We start from the raw sequence: 20085 nt of genomic DNA, 5'->3' as shown, positions 1-20085 counted from the left end.
GGAGGAGCAAATGCCGATAAAATCAAAGATAAGGACAGTGCCCGATTATCCCAAGAAGGGAATCATGTTCAGGGACATTACCACGCTGATTAAGGACCCTGTCGGATTCAGGCTTGTTATTGACAGCATGACGCAGAGATATATTACAAGTGATGTGGAGTTTGACACTATTGTCGGCATAGAGTCCAGGGGGTTTATTATCGGAGGAGCCCTTTCCTACACCCTTGGAAAGGGATTTATTCCTATAAGAAAGAAGGGCAAACTTCCTGCGGAGACTATAGAGCATGAGTATGCGCTTGAATACGGCACAGACGTTATAGAGATACATAAGGATGCTTTGAAGCGCGGGGAGAGAGTCCTTCTTGTGGACGACCTCCTTGCAACAGGGGGCACCGCCCTGGCGTCGGCCGCGCTTATCGAGAAACTCGGGGCCAAAGTTGCGGAGATGGCCTTCATAGTAGACCTTCCTGATATTGGCGGCCACCAGAAGCTGGTCAACAAGGGATACAGTGTCTTTACATTGACGGAGTTTGAGGGGGATTAGGCCCCGGGCATACTGGAGAAGACCTTTCAACTAAGTGATAACGGCCATCCATCCGCACGGAGATCATTGCAGGGACTACCACGTTCCTGACCATGGCATATATCATCGTCCTTCAGCCGATGGTCCTCTCCGGTAGGATGTTTGGATTCTTCTTTGTCTCTTCCGTTCTGCCCGGTGTTGCAGCCGCGGGTTTTGCAAACACTTGGCAGGTGGGGCTTGGAGTGGTTTTTATCTCCGGCGTACTCTTTCTTTTGCTTTCCGTTTCCGGAATCCGTAAGAAAACTTAATAGCTATTAAGAAAAAGAAACCTCCTGTTAAGATATAGGTGCGAACCAAACAAAATCTTAAAACAGAAGGTTTCAGAATGCAGTTAAATATTAGCAGAATTGAAGAAACTCGTCAATTAAAAAAGATATGGGGTTCAAAAGAGCATCTCATATTTATTGTCCGGCTTGCAGTATAATATTGCAAGATACATGTTATTCCGCAAATTATTTATAAGCAAAAGGAGAAAAACATGAATGGAGAAATTACAACAATCGACGATTTTGTCGCTCAACTCAAGGACTGGTATGAAACCGATTACAACGGCTTTAAGACAAGCTTCGACAAAGCAATTGCAAACGTACAACCCATTCCGGAAGGACAAGACCCAAGCGTGGTATATGACTGGAAAAACAAGGGAATAAACGATCTGTGCGATTTTTTTACTGATTGGTATAACTGGATGCCGGATGTGGCAACTGGACTGGAGTATATACAAAAGTTCAGTTGGCTTTATTATAAAAACCAGGATGGATTAGCTTTTGTTACGAAGGGGCCCGGGTTAGCTATGACGGCGGAATTCGTCAGGCTGAGAGGCGATTACATGGACGACCCAATATCACATCCGCTTGTTCAGAAATGGATAGACGAACTCGGACCTGAACAGATGAATCAATTTATTAAAACTTCCGCTAAGGATTTTCCGACATTCAACGATTTTTTTATACGCGAAATTAAACCGGAAGCAAGACCTATCAGTTCTCCGAATGATGATACCGTGGTTGTCGCTCCGGCCGACTGTGTTATTAATATGATTGTTGACGATTTAACTGACGCAACAAAAATCCCGGTTAAAACCGTGTCGTTAAATATAGCCGAACTTTTGAACAATTCAATATACGCCAAAAATTTTATCGGGGGTACGGCGGTTTCCTGTATTTTAATGCCAAATACATACCACCGGTATCATGCTCCGGTATCGGGTCACGTGATAGAATCAAACGAAGATGTTGCCGGAGACTACTTTGGGATTAAGGATTTTCCCGATTTGTTGAATAAGGGTGACGTGGGGTATGGATATGATTATAGCGTTTTTGAACATTTTCGCCGCGGTTATTTGGTTATAAAAACGGCAAATTATGGACTTGTAGGCATGGTTCCCGTTGGGTTAAATACTATCGCTTCCGTGGTCTTTGTCGATAAATATAAGCGTATCACCAGCAGCGATAATCCGGTACCCATTAAAAAGGGTGAAGAGGTGGGATATTTTAAGTATGGTGGGTCGCTAAATATTCTTTTGTTTGAGCCAGGTCGTTTCCCTTCTCTAAGCCTTCTTGTAGGACAAAGAATAGGGGTGCTGAACACAGCCTGACCATACAGGCAAGAATCAACACGGATGGACACGACATAACGCTCCCAAATAACCACAAGGAAGGCAGCCTGACTTTTATAGTTTCTGAATGATAATCCTTTCTTCAGAAGATGGTCCCTTTGTCGACAGCTTCCTGGAGCCGATGCACTTCGTTCAGAATTCCCATAAAGCGACTGCCGAAGTCCGTTAGCACGTACTCTACCTGCAGGGGAGGTTTCTCGCCGAACACGGAGCGCTGCACGATACCGAAGCGCGTCATCTTTCGCAGCCGTTCATTCATCACCTTTGTCGAAAGGCCAGGGCTTGACCGGAGGGATCGGCTGTACCCCTCCGGGTTTCTCTCGTCAGCACAGACTTCTCCGAATGCTCCTGTAACACCCGGCAGGGGCATGAGCCGATGGGTACAAGTGGAGCACACGTCATGATGTGAAATATAACGGAAATGGTTTGTGAAAGGAAAGGCTAAATGCGATTAGCGCAATAATTAACGGCAAACCCGGAAAGGCACTAACAACAAGATGCTGAATCAGCGGATCAATTTATATTTTTTATCAATTTGCACCAACTTATATTCATAATGACTCTTCTTTGTAGGGCAGCACATAGGGTCCCGGGAGCTGTGTGTCAGCAGCTCGAGCGTGATTGTGCCGGAAGAGATCTTTATTGATTTAATATCAATACCGTCACCAAGATGAATGGTGCTGACATTCAATGGTTTTCCATCCTGGTTCACGACGGCTGCAAGATAATAAAATGTTCCACTCCCTCCGCCATCCCAGGTTAAAACAACTGCAGCATCACTAATTCCGTTATTGTTCAGGTCACCAAATGCTGCTGTGATAAGTTTTACGATAAAATCATAAGGTGGTTGAGAATTGTCGTTTGTCCCCGAAGTCTCAATATATTTTCCATTATGAAGTTTTATTACAGTTTTATTTAAGGTGTAGGCAGAATTTTCCAATACTGTAATCGTTAATGAGGGAATCTCAGACGGGTTGGCTGGCGTATTTTCTCTGCTGTCAACAGTTGAAACGTACAGAACTGCTCCAAGAATAAGAATTATAGATGGTAGTTTTCTCATATCTAAATATTGTGAATATCAATATTTAAGTCTTCCCAGAGGTCTGGCCTGACCATGCTGTTTTTAATTCATGTGAAAATTACAAGGCCTTAAAGAGATTCTTTCTTTCTATCTATTAATAGCGCAAATAATGCCGTTCCTGAACTCCTTAGCAGTAATGGTGAAATTGTAATCAGGTTTAAATTCCCGGTCAAGGACACTCATATTGACGATTAAGCTAACTTCAAACCTTCTAAAGTCTGGTTGTTTAAGCGGTTCGGATTCATCTTTAGTCTGTCTTCCCCAAGCCAGAACTTTTGAAGAATCTTTCGGTGAGTAATAAACGGCATGGGGGTTGAATTCTCTATAATGAAGTTCATCTTTATAGCGAAATCGGATAGGCTGATAATCTTTAATTGCATTACAGATGGTCAATTCATTAGTCTGATTTCTCATTATTTATTTCCTCCTTCGTAGTTGTTAGAAGATAATTCTTTTTTAAGTCATTTATTAATATGTTCTGAGTTTCAATCGTTTTCTTGTATGTCTTTTCTTGTTCTTGAAAGAGGGTTTCAAAATATTCTCTTTGCTGAACAACACGATCTTCTTGTATTGTTATTATCCTTTCAATTTGATTTTGTGATTTTGATGATTGGACGAAAGAGTAATAGGAAAGCAAGGCTGTTATAACGGTAAGAATAATGATAATCACCGTAAATATTTTGTTTGCCCTCTCTACCGAGTTAATAAACCGGAATGTTTTAATTGTATTTATGACCTGACATCTGTTCATTTCTCGATGTCGTACCATTTCATTAGGGACATGTCCAGAGCAAAGGTGTTTTAAATATCTATTAAGATCATTTTCCGATGCATCAAAGACTGATCCATCATCAAAGACTTTAGTTAGTTCATCGCTTGTTTGAATTCTCTGGTCCATTTAATTATCTATACTTCTAACTTGTAGTATACGCATTTCCGGCTCCCCGTTTAATAATTGAAGTATAGCACATCAAAAAAATTTTTCAAGGAGAAAAGTCATACAAAATCAATACTTGCACGTTTGCAGCACTTTGTGTTTTGTGGTAAAAAGGACTAAAAACGATATTCGTGCCTGTGCACAAAACGTATCAGTGTGTCTTCAGCTCCTCTCGTATTCTCTCCGAAAGAAAAATCTTTAGAAGCGACTGGTAAGGGACATCCTTTTTGTGGGCAAGGAGCTTCAATTCCTCAATCATCGACTCCGGAAGCCTGAGGGAGATGGTCTTCAGCGAAGGCTTGAGCAGCGGAAGCACAACCCGCTTTGCCTTTTTCCACTCCACATACTCAGTCGAGTCGTGGGAGGCCCAGAACTACCTCTCCTCGTCTTCGTTTTTGAATTAATGATATTCTGACTTAGCAGCTATCAGCAAAAGCTGCTGAGTCCCGCTTTTTTCTGAAGTATCCTTATTAAATTGGTGGTCTCGGTTACCTGGGACGACGTGACAGATCAGAATAAATAATTGGATTAGGGTGCTACTTCTTGAACTTTAGCCTCAGAGTAAAGTTTTAATAGTTTTTTTGCCAATTTAAGGGCTTTCTCCGCTCTGACCTTATCAAATGAGTTAGGGGCATCATAATCAGCATTTTTTCTTTCACTCCATAATCTACCCAAACCCTCACCGACCTGCTTAATCACTCTGTTACTGCCTTGCTGAAATGCTTCTCGTACTGCCATATGAGTATTAGTTCGTGGAATGTTAAACCCTTTACTGAGCAATAAATCACGAGCTAAACAATATGTTCCATAGTATGAACGACTAACGGAGGAACGGTAATAAGCAGATTCTATTTTTTCGTCCTTTTCTTGCTCGATAAGTTTCTCGGCGAGCTCCACATATTCTGACCAATCGAAACTCATTCAATCCTATGCCATGATGGTAATTAGTCTTCTGATTTTAAAGTCAACATCCAGCCACCATTCTTCGTCAAAACGATCCAATAGTGAAAGAGCTTCATCCGAAGATAGATCATTGATTATTTTTATGTGAAGCCCTGAATAGTTTTCAACAGGATCTATGATTTTCTCTAAGATGATGTTGTTTGCCTTGTCAGTAAAAATCCTTCTAATCTCTCTATAGATATCTCGAAGAGGAGAAATTAGATGAGAGTTTTCAAGAAGGAAACTCTTGACATCCAATACATTCTTAATTACGTATAGTTCGCATATCAAAGCAATATCATATTCATCTTTTGATGAATATGATATTGAAGCTGTAGAGGTATGGTGAGGTATAATACATGATTGTTCTGAAATCTCGTCTAATTTAACGTGAAATCGCACAGGTGCATTTATTGCAGAAATAATCTTTGTAGGGCCTTTGTATTGGACTTCAATAGTATCATATTGACTTTCGCTACCAGGATAGGAAGTATAAATTTTGCCTGGCTTCCAATCTCCTTGCTTTATTAAATACGCAATAATTCCAGAATCCGTTCTCGCTTCTTCGGTAATACGCTCTGTTTCTGTCATTTTAACCATCTTTTACTCTATCAAAATCAAGTTTATAAACAGTTTTTAATACTTTTTCAGAGATTCCCTTGTTTTTTAGTGCAGCACTCTTAATATTTTTTTTGATATCCTCTGTGCTCTTTACATCATAATGATAATTAAAATCAAATGAAATATTTTCATTGTCATGGGATATTCTAAGATTTACAGCTGTATCTTCAACAATAATTCTCCTATGAATCGACTTATGTGTCGTTGCTATTTCTTGTTCTTTAAACCAGTCGTCATCATTAAAATCAAACATCTTCATTAAGTCATCATTGATTTTTTCTGTATACCCGAAATTAAATCCATAAGCTTGAACTGGAGTAGCAGGTAATAATGAAACAAGTTCGTGTGCAAATGTTTCTGCATTTTCTAAGCATCGATCCTCAGGCTTGAGGGGCACAAGTGTTACGTTATTCGAGCTTGGTACAAGCATAACATTGCTTTTCTGAGAAGTATACCTATTGGGTAGGGCTAAATTGAAAGCAACGTCAACGCCTATTTGATCATCTTTAAATATATTTTTACCTAGCCAGTCAGGAGTCAAGATATATTTATTCCAGTGTCCTACGAGTATGATTGTAAAACTTCCCTCTTTGACTCTCATTGTGTACTCGAACCCTCCCACGTTATTCAACATTAATATACCATAAAATATTATTTTTTACAGCATTTCAACTCTGCTATGTGGGAAAAATTTCATGCTTAGGACTTTAAAGGAACCAAAAAGCCCGCTGGATTTTTCAATCTGAAATGGCTCTGCAACCTTACTCCCGATACGTCTGGCCCCGGTAGTTTCTGTAAAGCGCCCTGTGCGGACCCGCATGCAGGGTACTGTGGGAGAAATCCCTCCGGATACCCGATTAGAAATTAATCTGCTTCAAATTCTTCTTTAGGTATTTGTGATTGTCTGATGATGGACATCAGTGTTCCTCTTTTTATCTCCTTATGGTCTGGAACTGGAACAGTTACAGTGCTTTCCTTAATTTGTCTTTGCATTACTATATGACTTTCTCTTTTTCTTATCTCCTGAAAACCATGTTGTTGAAGTACCTGCAGACTTGCCTCCCCGACAGAACCTTCAACTTAGGCAACTGCTACCTCAAAAGGTGATATGTAAATATCCTCTTTTAACCTTTCCTTGATTTCCTCAGGAGAGGCATGTTCAAAAAACAGAGTTACTGCCTCTTCTAAATTCTTCTTTGCCTCTTCGATGGTGTCCCCCTGACTTGCTATGTCAAGTTCAGGACATAGTGCCACAAACATCTCATCTTCTTTCTGAATTATGGCTGTAAATATATGTTTCATATTCGAATATTAACTTAAAAGGTTATATTCAGGCAACCATTCCTTAAGAATACGGGTTTATCCGGATTTTTGCAATACGAGACCCTGAAATAAATTCAGGGTGACAAATTAAAGCTTCTGCAAAGAGCCTGTCAACCAGGAAACAAAAAAAAGCCCGCTGAATTTTTAATCTGAATCGGTCCTCTGGCTTTAAAATCGCATTTTTTACCTCTAAATCAATATAATTCTTAATGCTCGAAGAATTCGTACACAAGCTTAAAGAGGACAGGGCCCTGGGCCTGCAGATAACCACTCACAGATATATTCCGCCTGAAGAACCACGATACCGTGACCTTGAGCTCGACGGGAGGCTCCGGGGGCTGCTGCTTTCAAGGGGGATCAGCCGTTTCTGGTCCCATCAGGTCGAGGGTATAGAACTCGTCAGACGGGGTGAGAACGTTGTGGTGATGACCCCCACTGCGAGCGGCAAGAGCCTTATTTACAACATACCTGTTGTCGAAAACATCCTCAGGGACCCACAGGCACGGGCGCTTTATCTCTTTCCACTGAAGGGGCTTGAGCAGGATCAGGTGAACAATCTGAACGGGCTGCTGCAGCCCCTCGGCATAGGTGAGAGCAGTGGTTCAAAACGTCCCATCGCCCCTGCCGAGGTATATGACGGCGATACAACTGCGTACAGGAGAAAGAAGATAAGGGAAAGGCTTCCGAACGTGATATTTACAAACCCTGATATGCTTCACTTTGCAATCAATGCCTATCATCCGAAGTGGGAGGAGTTTTTCAGGAACCTCCGCTATGTTGTCATCGACGAGATCCACGCATACAGGGGTGTTTTTGGCTCAAATGTTGCCCAGGTATTGCGGAGACTCAGACGCATATGCCGAAGGTGGGGATCGAACCCGCAGTTTATCGCAAGTTCAGCAACCATTGCAAACCCGGCAGACCTTGCAGAAAGCCTGGTGGGACTGCCATTTAAAGCGGTTACAAAGAGCGGTGCACCCCAGGGAGGCAGGCATTTCCTCTTTATAAATCCCCTGGAGAGCGCATATACGGTTGCAATGAGGCTGTTTGTGGAGTCCCTCAGGGCCGGGCTCAAGACCATAGTCTTTACCAAGGCGAGGAAGATTACAGAGCTGATCTATGCCTGGGCTGTAAAGAGGGCGCCGGAGCTGACTGACAAGATCAGCCCCTACAGGGCGGGATTCCTCCCAAAGGAGAGGCGGGAGATTGAGCGGAGGCTCTTTGAAGGAGAACTCTCAGGAGTGGTATCCACAAGCGCCCTTGAGCTTGGTGTTGATATAGGCGGGCTTGATTGCTGTATGCTTGCAGGGTATCCGGGATCGATCTCAAGCACCTATCAGAGGGCTGGCAGGGTGGGGAGGCACGGCGAGGAGTCCCTTATAATAATGATTGCAATCCAGGACGCACTGGACCAGTATTTAATAAGACATCCGGAAACCTTTTTTGGAAAAAGTCACGAGGCAGCCATAATCGATCCTGAAAGCCCGGTAATTCTTAAAAAGCACCTTCCCTGCGCTGCTGCCGAGGTCTACCTGAGAGAGGATGACAGTGTGTACGACATGGTCAGGTTGAGGCCGCTGATAGATGAACTTGTAAGGGAAAAGGCCCTCAGGTTGAGCAAAAAAGGTGATGTATGGTATTCAGGCATATGGATGCCCCACAGAGGGGTGAGCATCAGGGGCATAGGGGAGTCCTTCCGGATTATTGATAAGGACGGTAATGTGATAGGTGAGTTGAATGGTTTGAGAGTCTTCAGGGATGCCTTTCCTGGGGCAATATATCTGCACAGGGGAAGGCAGTATCAGGTAGGGCAGCTCAGCATGGAGGAGAGAAAAGTATTTGTCAGGGAGGTTGATGTGCCTTATTATACGCAAGCCCTGAGTGCCGAGGAGACCGAAATATTGGCCGAAAAGCAAAAGAAAGACCTCAGCAATCTGACGATTCACCTTGGTGGACTCAGGATAAGCCAGAGGGTAGTGGGGTATGAAAAGAGGAGGCTTTACGACAGGGCCAGGCTCTCCAGGCACAGTATTGAGATGCCGGAGTATATATTTGATACAGAAGGTGTATGGTTCAGGATTCCGGATAACATAAAAGAGGCTGTGGAGGGTGAGGGCTTTGACCTTGGTGGAAGCATCCATGCCCTGGAACATGCCGCAATAGCGTGTATGCCCCTGATTGCACTCTGTGAAAAGATGGATATCGGGGGATTAAGTTATATCAGTTATCCGCAGTTCAGGGGGCCGGGAATCTTTATTTATGACGGATATGAGGGAGGCGTCGGGCTTACAAGGCATGCCTTTGACGTGGCACAGACGTGGTTAACGCTCTCCATGAAGTTTATAGACGAGTGCCCCTGTGAGAGCGGGTGTCCATCCTGTGTGCAGGACCCTCAGTGCGGTTCCGGCAACCAGCCGCTCGACAAGGCAGGCGCAAGACTCCTGCTCTCCCTTATCCTCAGGGAGGCGGACGGATGACGGAACAGACTTTCACTGTTTCAGTGGATGACGACGGACAGAGGATTGATGTATATCTCTCTTCAAAAACGTCTCTGAGCCGTTCCTCTGTACAGGAACTCATCAGCAGCGGTGCCGTGACAGTAAACGGTATGGCTGTCAAACCGAGTTGCAGGGTAAGGATGGAAGACAGGATTCAGGTAATCTTCCCTGAAAGGGAGCCGGTCACACTTGTTGCGGAAGCATTGCCGCTTGAGGTGATATACAGGGATGAAGACATAATCGTTGTGAACAAGCCGCCGGGCATGGTGATGTATCCTGCGGCCGGGCATTCGGGGGGGACGCTGATGAATGCCATTGCCTGGCACGCTGACCGCCTTGCAACAGTTGGCGCTCCGGTGAGGCCCGGCGTTGTGCACCGCATTGACAAGGACACATCCGGTCTTGTAGTGGTGGCCCTCTCTGATGAGGCATATTTCGGCCTTGTAAGTCAATTCAAGGAGAGGACTATTGAGAGGAGTTATATTGCCCTTGTTTATGGTTCCATGAAAGAAGCCAGGGGGGAAATTGAACTAAAAATCGGCCGCTCACCCCTGCACAGAAAAAAGATGTCCACAAGGGTCAGGAGGGGCAAGCCTGCCCTGACATCCTGGAGGGTTCTGGAACGCTACAGCATGGCAACAATGATAGAGGCAAAACTTGCCACAGGCAGGACTCATCAGATAAGGGTGCACTTCTCAGCCCTCGGGCATCCGGTGCTTGGGGACAGGGATTACGGGAAAAAAACATCCCTGAGGCTTAATAATATGGTGCTGAAGATACCGCGGCAGATGCTTCATGCTGAACGCCTCGGGTTCAGTCACCCTGTTACCGGTAAATGGCTTGAGTTCCGGGTTCCGTTGCCTGATGATATGATGGAGGTTGTGCGGGCACTCAGGGGTGCGTTTAATTAAGGCAGGGCCTTTACCTCTGCAAAGGCAAGATGCTAAAATCATACCGTGCTTTTTGTTGTCAGTTAAACCTGTAACCCATAACTCGTAAAAACGGAGGATAAAATGCCAAGGGTTAGGAGGACAATAGTAAGCGTCTCTGACAAGACAGGGATAGAGGAATTTGTAAAGACATTGAATGATCTCAATGTAGAGATTCTGTCAACCGGAGGAACCGCTATGAAGCTCAGAGAGATCGGGGTGCCGGTTGTTGAGGTCTCTGACTACACCGGATTTCCGGAGATGCTTGATGGACGGGTCAAAACCCTTCATCCGAGAATACACGCCGGGCTGCTTGCGAAAAGGGATAATCAGAAGCATATTGATGAGTTAAAGGCCCAGGGTATAGAGCCCATTGATATGGTCGTTGTAAACCTTTACCCATTTGAGAAGACCATCTCAAAGCCGGATGTGACATTTCAGGAGGCCATAGAGAACATTGATATCGGCGGACCAACCATGCTCCGGGCTGCAGCCAAGAACTTTGAAAGCGTTGCAGTTGTTGTTGATCCTGATGACTATGATATTATCCGTGAGGAGATGATAAGACTTGGCGGAGAGATAAGTTACAAGACCAGGGTAAGGCTTGCCCAGAAGGTCTTCAGCCACACTTCTCATTATGATTCCCTGATTGCAAAATACCTCTCTGACGTAATACAGGAAAGCTGGGCGGATACCAGCGATTTTTAGTTGAGACAAGAGCAGTTTGTTCAGCAAGGTATGGAATAAACAAATCACGAAGATACCGGAATGCCGAACAGACTGGAACTTGTTAATTCACCATTGCACATCCGGCCTTTTCAGTTTTTTTCTGACAGCGTTTTGTCCTTCCGGACACAAAATGACGGATAAATGATTCCCGAGGAGGTTTTTTCATGAAGGTTCTTGTTTTAGGAGGCGGCGGCAGAGAACATGCCATTGTGTGGAAACTCGCACGGAGCCCCCGTGTTGACAAAATTTACTGTAGCCCCGGCAATGCAGGTATTTCAGAGATTGCCGAATGTATTGATATAGATATCTCTGATCACGAGTCGCTCATTGACTTTGTCAAGTATGACTGGATAGACCTGACCATAGCAGGCCCTGAAGACCCGCTGACAAAAGGGATTGTTGATAAATTTGAGCGCGAAGGCAGGAGGTGTCTTGGTCCGGTAAAGGACGCTGCCAGACTTGAGGCAAGCAAGGTCTTTGCTAAGGAGTTCATGAGGAAATACAAGATCCCCAGTGCCGAATACAAGACCTTCACCTCCTATATCCACGCTGAGGAGCATGTGAGGATGAAAGGGGCTCCGATAGTCATAAAGGCAGATGGTCTGGCCGCAGGAAAGGGCGTTTTCGTGGCCAAAACCGTGAGTGAGGCAATAAGCGCCCTGAGACTTATAATGAAGGAAAAGGCCTTTGGTCCTGCAGGTGACCGGGTGGTTGTTGAGGAGTGTCTTGAGGGTGAAGAGGCATCATACCTTGTCTTTACCGACGGGAAGACCATACTGCCGATGGCAAGTTCCCAGGACCACAAACGGGTTTACGACAATGACGAAGGGCCGAATACCGGCGGGATGGGTGCTTACAGTCCTGCACCGGTGATAACACCCGAGATTGAAAAGAAGATTATGGACAGGGTTATGAAGCCTGCCATACGGGGTTTGAAGAAGGAAGGGATAAAGTACAAGGGTGTTCTCTATGCAGGCATAATGTTAAGAGACGGTGAACCCTACGTGCTTGAGTTCAACTGTCGGTTTGGAGACCCGGAGACCCAGCCGATCCTGACAAGACTTGACTCAGACCTCCTGGAGATATCCCTGGCCATTACTGACGAAAAACTCTCTGACATCTCCCTTGAATGGAGACCCGAGGCATCCGTGTGTGTGGTCGCAGCATCCGGGGGTTATCCCGGTAAATACGAGACCGGCAAGCTGATAACAGGGCTTGATGACGTCAAGCAGATGGAGGACACGGTAGTCTTCCATGCGGGCACAGCGTATGACGGCCAGGATATCGTGACGACAGGCGGCCGCGTACTTGGTGTCACAGCCCTTGGAAAGGATATAAAGGAGGCAAGGGACAGGGCATATGAGGCGATCGGCAAGATACATTTTGAGGGGATGCACTACAGAAAGGATATTGCCAACAGGGCGATAAAGGATCAGAGATAAACCACTGTTACTGCCTCACCACCTTCATCTTCATCCCCTTTCCTGAAATCCCTCACAAGGGGATGCCCTTTCAGATATTGCCGGATAGCGGTGGATAGCCTGCCTGTGCCTATGCCGTGAACTATCTTCACGCTCCTGAGTTCTGCAATTGATGCGTCATTAAGGTATCGCTCAAGCACGGAAAGGGCAGGGTCAACCCTCTGGCCTATCAAGTTCAGTTTCCCTGAAATCCCCTCAGTGATATCATCAGGACCGGACATGCTCCTGATTGTTCCGACTGTGGAGGCTGCCTCATCAGCAGGTTCTGTCATTGGTTCTGCAAGCTCTCCGGCAGGGACCTCTATCTCGCGGCCCCTGACCACAACCCTGCATCGTCCCGTCCTCCGGTTTACCGAGCGGACAACACCATTGACACCGAGCCTCCTGATACAGACAGTCTGGCCCTCTCTGACCTCCCGGAGTCCCGGAGTCTCCTCTGCTGCATACCTCTCCTGCTTCTGCCTGACTTCGGCAAGGCTTTGGTCAAGGCCTTTTAAAACCTCCCTTGCCTTCATGAGTTCAGTCTGTCTCAGTTGCTTTATAACGTTACGGGCCTCCCTCTTTGCCTTCAGCAGTATCCCCTCTGCCTCTCTCAGAGTTCCTGACAAAATCTCTTTCCTCTCAACCCGTATCCTCTTGATCTCTTCTCTCAGTGATACACGAAGCCCTGTCAGCTCCTGCCTCAGGCGCGCAGTCTCTGCAAGCATCCGGTCAAGCTCCTCTCTCTTTCGCATCAGCTCTGCAAGCAGGGTCTCGACCCTTGCTCCCGATTCCTTCATAAGCCCGCGGGCCTCTCTTATCAGCGCCGCCGGCAAGCCGAGCCGTCCGGCTATCTCAAAGGCGTGGGACTGTCCCATCTCTCCAATAAGAAGTCTGTAGGTGGGCCTGTAAGCTGGGAGGCCGTCTGAAATCTCTTCCTTCATCTGCATTGCTGCGTTTATCATTCCCGGCTCTGTATGGGCAAAGGCTTTTAAGAGTCCAAGATGCGTTGATACGGCAGTAAGGGCACCGCGCCTCCTGAGCTCCCGGAGTATGGCGCATGACAGAGGCCCCCCTTCCTCTGGGTCAGTCCCTGTGCCAAGCTCATCTATTATCACGAGGGTCTCCCTGTCACTGCGGGCCAGGATTTCGGATATGCGGCCCATGTGTGCGGAAAAGGTGGAGAGGTTCTGCTCAATGGACTGCTCATCGCCAATATCAGCAAGCACCTTGCTGAGCATCGGAAGGGTTGTACCTGATTCAACAGGCAGGTGCATCCCGCAGAGGGCCATTATCTGCAGGACTCCTACAGTCTTTAGGGCCACTGTTTTCCCCCCTGTATTTGAGCCTGTTATTACCATGCAGGAGTAGTCACTGCCAAGTTCAAAGTCAAGGGGCTGGAGTCTCTCTTCCTGACCAATCCTCCTCAATGCCTGCCACAGCAGGGGGTGCCGCCCCTTCATAACCCTTATGTATCCGCGTCCGTTAATCTCGGGCGGTGTCATCCCCAGCATCTCTGAGAAGGCGGCAAGGGCTGAAATACAGTCGATCCTCAGTACTGTATTATAGTCCTCGACTATCTCTGCAAGCGCTTCCCTGAGCACGGCTGAAAGCCTTTTCAGTACCCTGAATTCCTCGACCTTCTCCTCTGCCCGCAGGGATTCGAGTTCATTACCGAGGGCCTGGGTCTCATAGGGCTCAATAAAAAGTGTCTCACCTGAGTTTGAGATGTCATGGACTACCCCCTTTACGTGCCCCCTTGAATCCCTCTTTACAGGAATGACCAATCTGTTGTTTCTCCCGGTTATGTAGAATTCCTGTATGTGGGGCTTGAGGTCGCTCCTCCGGAGCAGGCCCTCAAGGGCTGTCTTGATCCTCTTGTCAAGATGCCCGAGGCCCTCTCTTATGGCAGAGAGCTCAGGAGATGCCCCATCTGCTATCCTGCCCTCACTGTCAATAGAGGACTCTATCTTTCGCTTGAGGTAGCTGTGGGTCCTGAGGTGTGAGGCGATTTCACTGAGCATCGGGAGGGAGGGTTCGGCCCTCAAAAAACCCTTTATATTGATGGCAGATGAGAAGAGGGGCAGGAAATCCGTCAGCTCATATGGGGTAAGCACGGAATCTGCGGGTCTTAGCTTCTGAAACAGGGGCGTCAGCTCTTCAAAATGCTCTATACCGAGGTGTTTTCCCTCGGCCATGAGGTGTCTGCCCTCAGAGATGAGGTTGATCCGGTCCCTGATACCCTTGATGTCGCCAATTGGTTTTATGTTGAGGACAAGGGTTTTTCCGGGTGAGGAAACGGCAAAGGCACCTGCCATCTCGAGTATCTTATTGAATTCAAGGACTCGAAGGGTGTGTTTATCCATTGTGTCCTTTGTGCGTGGCTTTAATCTGATTCATCAGGCAACATCTGATCCATCAATGCCCTGACTTCTGCAAATACAGCATCTATCGGCCTTGAGGCATCCACCACCTTCACCCTTTCGGGCTCCTTGCGGGCAATGCTTAAAAACCCCTCTCTGACCCGTTCGTGAAACGCGATCTCCTCCATCTCAATCCGGTCCTTTTTTCCGGCATGGCTGTTTCTCTGAAGTCCTGCCCTTACGTCAAGGTCAAGCAGTATTGTCAGCTCAGGCCATACGCCATCCCTTGCAACTGCATCAATATCTCTCAGCATCTTAAGGTCAAGTCCCCGGCCAAATCCCTGATATGCCATGGTGGAGTCAGTAAAACGGTCGCAAAGGACAACATCTCCCCTCTTCAGTGCCGGGGCTATCAGGTGGTGTACATGCTCGGCCCTGTCGGCAAAATAGAGGAGCAGCTCTGTAACAGGGTGCATGCCCTTGTGTGCGGGGTCAAGGAGGATACTGCGTATCTCTTTCCCTGCAGCAGTATCGCCGGGCTCGTAGGTGTGAATAACTTTGAACCCATTTGAGGCAAGATATTTTGAGGCCAGCTCTGAAACCGTGGACTTCCCTGAACCCTCAATGCCTTCAAAGGTGATAAAGACTCCACTCATTGCTTCATGGTCTCGCCGAGTGATTTCAGGAAGGAAAAGACCTTTCCGGCCTCTTCCTCTGTCCTGCTGCCGGCGCCGCAGGAGGGTGTAAGTATGGAGTGATTTACAATCAGGTCTTCGGGGATCCTGGACGAGAGGTCGTTGAGCCTGCCGAGAAGTCTTTCCTTCAGGACTTCAAGCTTCTCATTCTGTATGGCACCTGTGGTAGGAACAATCCCCCATGCGAGATATCCGCCCTTTCTGAAGAACCCTTCCAGGTCATCAGTGTATATCTGGAGGGTCTCAAAATAATCGTAGGCATCAAAGTTCAGTATATCCACACCCGTACGGATCAGCATTCCCCAGTCAGCCTTGCCGCAGCAATGTATTCCTGCAAGGCCGTCAACAGAATGTATAGCCTCAACTGTATCGCGCAGGAGTCTTTCAGCCTCTGCGGACTCAACACCTAAATAACTGCTGCTGCCTATTGCAGAAAGGATGGGCTCGTCAATAAATATAATCACCTTTTCAGCAAATGCCGAAAGCACCTTCACTTGCCACTGGGCCTTTCGCTGAAGGAGAAGTGAGGCCACCTCCCTTAACTCCTCATTAAAATATATGTACCGCCCCTCCACATCCTTCAGCCCGAGGGTAAATGTCAGGGGGCCTGTAATCTGTCCCTTTAAGACCCGAAACTGCCTGCCTTTTATCTTATCCAGAAAGGCATAAAACCCCCTGGAGTATTCCTTTGAGATGGGAAAGTCCTCACCGGCTGAGTAAAGTTCATAAAAACGGTTCAAGTCGTCCTGCCCTGCCTGCTCAACCAGTACCCTCTCCCTGTCCGTATCCACTACTACACCCGGCAAACCCTCTGTATACTGGGGAACCATGAACTCCTTGAAGGTGCGGTGAGGTAACTGGGGCCAGAAGGGAATGTCACAGTGCGCAAGCACAAGCCTGACCGCCTCATCCGGGTCAGTAAAGGGAAGGCTTCCTATTCCTGTAGTCTCAAATGGTTTAATCATAATTATCAATAATACATTATTGACTGAATGGGTGACAAGGTCTGCAAAAATAGTGACAGAGAGAAGGCGGGAAAGGAAGACGGGGACAGAACAGTAAGGGTTCCTTGACAATTATCAGGTAAAACCTTTAATTTATATAATCCAAAGTGGGGCTGTAGCTCAGTTGGGAGAGCGCTTGAATGGCATTCAAGAGGTCGGCGGTTCGATCCCGCTCAGCTCCACCAAATCTGATTTCTTTCGGTGTCCGCCTTGCTTCCTTGGATACAACCATTACAGCGTTTCCCAAAGGCTTGAATATAACTTCTTAGTGTATCTATCTGCGTAAATCTGCGGCTGAAAAATTAAATCTTATCCTCATCCGGTCTCTAAAGTCCAGATACGTCCATAGTTTCCTGGAACTGTCAGCCACGAATCTCCGCCGCTGGAGATATCCTTCAGGTTATCATATCCATGGAGTTCTTCCCGATAATTGCCGTTGAATGGAAACTCAAACGGTACTCTCTGCTCCCGGTCGCCAAAGTTAAGTGCAATCAGGCTGAAGTTATTACCGTATTTTCTTGAGAAGAGCATGACGTCTCTGGAGAGATAGCGGTCATAATGGTTGTAAAAGAAATGCTCGCCATAACGAAACTGGGGATATTTCAGACGCAATCTGATCAGTTTCCGCACAAGGGTGATCGTATTCCTGCCGATTGAATCATAAAAATAGTCCCAGCGTACCGGCCGGAAGATCAGCACCCGTCCCAGACCCTGTTCAGGGATGTAGTAATTTTCGCCAAACTCCTGACCCTGCCAGAGCATGGGGATACCCCTGGCTGCAAGGATGCCTATCAGGTAGGGCTGAACTTTATACCAGAGTGTGCGGTCTCCCTCTCCCAACAGCTCATTACCGCGAAAAATAGTGCGGAAGTTGCATACAAAACGGGAATGATCATGATTTTCGATATACTGAAGCGCCGTCTTTTTAATGGTATCGTTATTGCCGGTAACCTCTTCCGGATAACCAAAGAGACCGAGCCGAAGGCCGAGATTAACCAGTTCGTTCTGATTTCCAAGGGCTATCCCTTTGGCTGCACCCAACGTTTCGTTCTGCCAGGTACAGTTACTATAGGTTTTCTCCAGTATCTCCCTCGGTCCCTCTAATTGTTCGGCACACTGGATGAGATTAATATTCCCATTATTAAAAAACCTTTGCCGGGAACCGCTAACCCCCTGCTTTGCCTTCACCAGCTGATATGTCTCATAGACCAGAGCGGCATAGCCCAGCCCCAGAGGGCCGTCCCAGTAATTCGGCACACAGTCGTAGCGAAAACCGTCGACGTGATAGCAGTCCAGCCAGTGGTGATTGACCGTAAAGAAGAAGTCACGCGTGAAGGCACGGCGAAAGTCCGTGCTCTCACCGAAATAATCCCTGGCAAAGGGGCCCATAAAAGGGTTCTCATGATATGCCAGTTTTTTATAAACGTAAGAGTACGGGAAACTCCCGCTTGTGTGACCATATACGGAATCCAGGATCACTGCAATTCCTCTTTGGTGGGCCGCATCTATCAATCCCTGCAGGTCTTTTCTTTTGCCGAAGCGTTCATCCACACCAAAGTAGCCGATGGGTAAAAACCCCCAGTCTACAGTATTGGCAACATTGGAGACCGGCATCACCTCGATGCAGTTAATCCCCAGGTCTTCGAGATAATTCAGCCGGGAGATTGTCCCGCTGATATCATTGCCGAATTCATTAATCATCAACTCGTATAAAACAATGTCGTCCAGCGCCGGAGTTCTCCAGGTATTCTCATGATCACTCCATTTATATGCCTCATATCCAAGGGTAAAGGCTGATAATTTACCGACACCAAATTCCCGTGCAAAGGGGTCGATGATCCAATCAATTATTTCCGGGACGTTTGGACTTTGCAAACAATACCGGTAGACGTACCTGCCCGGCGTCCCCCATGCTGATTCAGGATGGGGCCTGGAGACAGGATTAATATCTATCTGCACCGACCAATAATCGCCGTAGTCAGGATCGATTGAATGGTTGAGTTCAAACACGGATGGTTGTATATCCTGCAGGAACTGATCCTTTTCGTGGATCACTTTGACCCAGAGCCGGTTTCCGTCGTTTGCAGATACCCAAGGTAAAAACATCCCGAAGTCGATAACACCGGGTGATGTTTCTCTGGCACCAAGTTTATTCAATGGCAGAAGTTTCATGTCATGCCCCTTTCCTCTGCACGTGGCCCACACTCTTCCAAAGTTCTTGAGAATACCTTAACTGTTTGTTGGTTTCCACTTTTGAAAACCGTGCATCCGCCAACCAGGATTTTACCTGCCTTACACAACTATGAAACCCTGTTTTCGCATACTTTCTGAAAATAAATAGTCAGGCTTTTTTGCTAAGCTTGTGAAATTTATAAAAGGGGCTGCTGCCTTTAACCTCCTGCTTTTTGACTAACCCGTTTCTGGTTAATCTCTCCAGTACGGCAGCCACCTTATCAACTGATTGCTCTACATATTCAGACTGAACCCACCACCTGGAAATTCCCTCAAGTGTATCCCCGGCATCTGGGTTCCTTTGAAGATATTCAAGAATCTTTTTAGAGATATCTTTCTGTTTTTTCATTCACTGAAAAATTCGAGAAAGAATTTTAGATGCATAATCTGATAAGGGTTACTTCGAAGTGTCCTCCATACCAATGTGGCCTGGTGACCCCTTGAATGAGCGCCTGTTCTTAGTTAGACCCTGTTACTCTTTCATGTTATTTCTTCCGACGCTGATTTAGTGCAAGCTCATGTAAAAACGAGAGCAAAGGACGTAAAGCATCTGGTGCCGTAGTATCATTAAGAGATAAAGATATCTTCCTGTCACCTTCGTAAAGCGTGAGACTATAGGAAAGAACGTCAGGGAGATCTGGTAATTCAGGAGCCACTTCTTCCGGTTGCAGATCAAAAACAGAGGCTCTTTCCACAAGTCTCAAAAGTTTTTCTGCAAGCTCCTGCGGGAGTTCATCGGTATCAACATGATACTCTAACTGTAGACCGGCATATCCCCCGGAACACTCAAAATCTATGCGCATTGTTGTACCTCAAATTGCATACCCTGTCACTTACAATTTTATCTCATCTTCTCCTAAAGTGGGAGACCTACCGCCTTGAACGCCGCCCGTACCGTCTGTGTTGCACCCTTCGGTACTTTCCCGTCCTTAATAAGAAGTCGTGCAGCCTCTACCGTTATCTTAACAGCATCGTTAAAGACCGCTGTGCTCCAAAGCTTTTGTAGTGCGGTATACCATATCAGTGCTGCCTTGTCTGTTCCGATATCCATTGCAACAAGGTAAAACACC

23 protein-coding genes, 1 tRNA gene and 1 pseudogene are annotated in these 20085 nt (G+C 46.6%); 8 read left to right on the top strand and 17 right to left on the bottom strand.

Annotated features, from left to right (window positions below):
- Positions 1 to 10: 10 nt before the first annotated feature.
- The 3 genes from VST71_12560 to VST71_12550 all read left to right on the top strand — a co-directional run bounded on the left by VST71_12560 (position 11) and on the right by VST71_12550 (position 2180).
- Positions 11 to 544, top strand: coding sequence for an adenine phosphoribosyltransferase (locus tag VST71_12560; protein MEC4686549.1), 534 nt, complete (start codon positions 11 to 13; stop codon positions 542 to 544).
- Positions 545 to 636: 92 nt separating this feature from the next.
- Positions 637 to 831, top strand: a complete 195-nt coding sequence (locus tag VST71_12555; GenBank protein MEC4686548.1) for a hypothetical protein — start codon at positions 637 to 639, stop codon at positions 829 to 831.
- 230 nt (positions 832 to 1061) lie between these two features.
- A complete protein-coding gene (locus VST71_12550) occupies positions 1062 to 2180 on the top strand; it encodes a phosphatidylserine decarboxylase (GenBank protein MEC4686547.1) in 1119 nt (372 codons plus the stop codon).
- Positions 2181 to 2283: 103 nt separating this feature from the next.
- Here VST71_12550 and VST71_12545 read toward each other — a convergent pair whose 3' ends face one another.
- The 10 genes and pseudogenes from VST71_12545 to VST71_12500 form a co-directional block, all read right to left on the bottom strand.
- Positions 2284 to 2439, bottom strand: coding sequence for a winged helix-turn-helix transcriptional regulator (locus VST71_12545; protein MEC4686546.1), 156 nt, complete (start codon positions 2437 to 2439; stop codon positions 2284 to 2286).
- 267 nt (positions 2440 to 2706) lie between these two features.
- Positions 2707 to 3261, bottom strand: coding sequence for a hypothetical protein (locus VST71_12540; GenBank protein MEC4686545.1), 555 nt, complete (start codon positions 3259 to 3261; stop codon positions 2707 to 2709).
- Positions 3262 to 3369: 108 nt separating this feature from the next.
- A complete protein-coding gene (locus VST71_12535) occupies positions 3370 to 3696 on the bottom strand; it encodes a WYL domain-containing protein (protein ID MEC4686544.1) in 327 nt (108 codons plus the stop codon).
- Positions 3680 to 4180, bottom strand: coding sequence for a hypothetical protein (locus tag VST71_12530; GenBank protein ID MEC4686543.1), 501 nt, complete (start codon positions 4178 to 4180; stop codon positions 3680 to 3682). Before VST71_12530 ends, VST71_12535 begins: the two co-directional genes overlap by 17 nt.
- Positions 4181 to 4370: 190 nt before the next feature.
- A pseudogene (locus VST71_12525) lies at positions 4371 to 4619 on the bottom strand (BrnA antitoxin family protein).
- 128 nt (positions 4620 to 4747) lie between these two features.
- On the bottom strand, positions 4748 to 5140 hold the full coding sequence (locus VST71_12520; GenBank protein MEC4686542.1) for a HEPN domain-containing protein: 393 nt from the start codon (positions 5138 to 5140) through the stop codon (positions 4748 to 4750).
- Between the two features lie 6 nt (positions 5141 to 5146).
- Complete coding sequence (locus VST71_12515; protein MEC4686541.1) at positions 5147 to 5752, bottom strand: hypothetical protein; 606 nt, start codon at positions 5750 to 5752, stop codon at positions 5147 to 5149.
- A gap of 1 nt (position 5753) precedes the next feature.
- Positions 5754 to 6383: a hypothetical protein gene (locus VST71_12510; protein ID MEC4686540.1), complete on the bottom strand. Its 630-nt coding sequence runs from the start codon at positions 6381 to 6383 to the stop codon at positions 5754 to 5756.
- 263 nt (positions 6384 to 6646) lie between these two features.
- A complete protein-coding gene (locus tag VST71_12505; GenBank protein ID MEC4686539.1) occupies positions 6647 to 6775 on the bottom strand; it encodes a type II toxin-antitoxin system HicA family toxin in 129 nt (42 codons plus the stop codon).
- An 87-nt stretch (positions 6776 to 6862) separates the two neighbouring features.
- Positions 6863 to 7084 (bottom strand): type II toxin-antitoxin system HicB family antitoxin, encoded by a 222-nt coding sequence (locus VST71_12500; GenBank protein MEC4686538.1) that lies wholly within the window; start codon positions 7082 to 7084, stop codon positions 6863 to 6865.
- A gap of 230 nt (positions 7085 to 7314) precedes the next feature.
- Between VST71_12500 and VST71_12495 the strand changes: the two genes are divergently transcribed.
- The 4 genes from VST71_12495 (at position 7315) to purD (ending at position 12703) form a co-directional block, all read left to right on the top strand.
- On the top strand, positions 7315 to 9582 hold the full coding sequence (locus VST71_12495; GenBank protein MEC4686537.1) for a DEAD/DEAH box helicase: 2268 nt from the start codon (positions 7315 to 7317) through the stop codon (positions 9580 to 9582).
- Entirely contained in the window at positions 9579 to 10514 is a 936-nt protein-coding gene (locus VST71_12490; protein MEC4686536.1) for an RluA family pseudouridine synthase, read from the top strand. Before VST71_12495 ends, VST71_12490 begins: the two co-directional genes overlap by 4 nt.
- Before the next feature lie 102 nt (positions 10515 to 10616).
- Complete coding sequence (locus tag VST71_12485; GenBank protein ID MEC4686535.1) at positions 10617 to 11240, top strand: IMP cyclohydrolase; 624 nt, start codon at positions 10617 to 10619, stop codon at positions 11238 to 11240.
- A 185-nt stretch (positions 11241 to 11425) separates the two neighbouring features.
- Positions 11426 to 12703 carry a phosphoribosylamine--glycine ligase gene (gene purD / locus VST71_12480; protein MEC4686534.1) on the top strand — a complete coding sequence of 426 codons (1278 nt, stop codon included), beginning with the start codon at positions 11426 to 11428 and terminating at the stop codon, positions 12701 to 12703.
- Here the strand turns inward: purD and VST71_12475 are convergent.
- Genes VST71_12475 through VST71_12465 form a run of 3 tightly spaced genes read right to left on the bottom strand, consistent with a single transcriptional unit; the run spans position 12694 to position 16744 of the window.
- On the bottom strand, positions 12694 to 15087 hold the full coding sequence (locus VST71_12475) for an endonuclease MutS2 (GenBank protein ID MEC4686533.1): 2394 nt from the start codon (positions 15085 to 15087) through the stop codon (positions 12694 to 12696). The two genes, purD and VST71_12475, sit on opposite strands and share 10 nt — an antisense overlap.
- A gap of 20 nt (positions 15088 to 15107) precedes the next feature.
- Positions 15108 to 15740 (bottom strand): dTMP kinase, encoded by a 633-nt coding sequence (tmk, locus tag VST71_12470; GenBank protein ID MEC4686532.1) that lies wholly within the window; start codon positions 15738 to 15740, stop codon positions 15108 to 15110.
- The gene (locus tag VST71_12465; protein ID MEC4686531.1) at positions 15737 to 16744 is read right to left on the bottom strand and encodes a hypothetical protein; all 1008 of its coding nucleotides are present in this window, start codon (positions 16742 to 16744) and stop codon (positions 15737 to 15739) included. Before VST71_12465 ends, tmk begins: the two co-directional genes overlap by 4 nt.
- 148 nt (positions 16745 to 16892) lie before the next feature.
- Between VST71_12465 and VST71_12460 the strand changes: the two genes are divergently transcribed.
- Positions 16893 to 16968 (top strand) — tRNA-Ala (locus tag VST71_12460).
- A 130-nt stretch (positions 16969 to 17098) separates the two neighbouring features.
- Here VST71_12460 and VST71_12455 read toward each other — a convergent pair.
- The 4 genes from VST71_12455 to VST71_12440 form a co-directional block, all read right to left on the bottom strand.
- A complete protein-coding gene (locus VST71_12455) occupies positions 17099 to 18955 on the bottom strand; it encodes an alpha-amylase family glycosyl hydrolase (protein MEC4686530.1) in 1857 nt (618 codons plus the stop codon).
- A 169-nt stretch (positions 18956 to 19124) separates the two neighbouring features.
- Positions 19125 to 19364, bottom strand: a complete 240-nt coding sequence (locus VST71_12450; GenBank protein MEC4686529.1) for a hypothetical protein — start codon at positions 19362 to 19364, stop codon at positions 19125 to 19127.
- A 136-nt stretch (positions 19365 to 19500) separates the two neighbouring features.
- On the bottom strand, positions 19501 to 19818 hold the full coding sequence (locus VST71_12445; GenBank protein ID MEC4686528.1) for a protealysin inhibitor emfourin: 318 nt from the start codon (positions 19816 to 19818) through the stop codon (positions 19501 to 19503).
- Positions 19819 to 19871: 53 nt separating this feature from the next.
- On the bottom strand, positions 19872 to 20085 hold a 214-nt coding region (locus tag VST71_12440; GenBank protein MEC4686527.1), incomplete at its 5' end, for a M4 family metallopeptidase.

Source organism: Nitrospirota bacterium, from assembly GCA_035873375.1.
Lineage (GTDB): Bacteria > Nitrospirota > Thermodesulfovibrionia > Thermodesulfovibrionales > JdFR-85 > BMS3Bbin07.
Note: the sequence above shows the minus strand (reverse complement) of the source record. Positions and strands in the feature narration are given on the sequence as shown.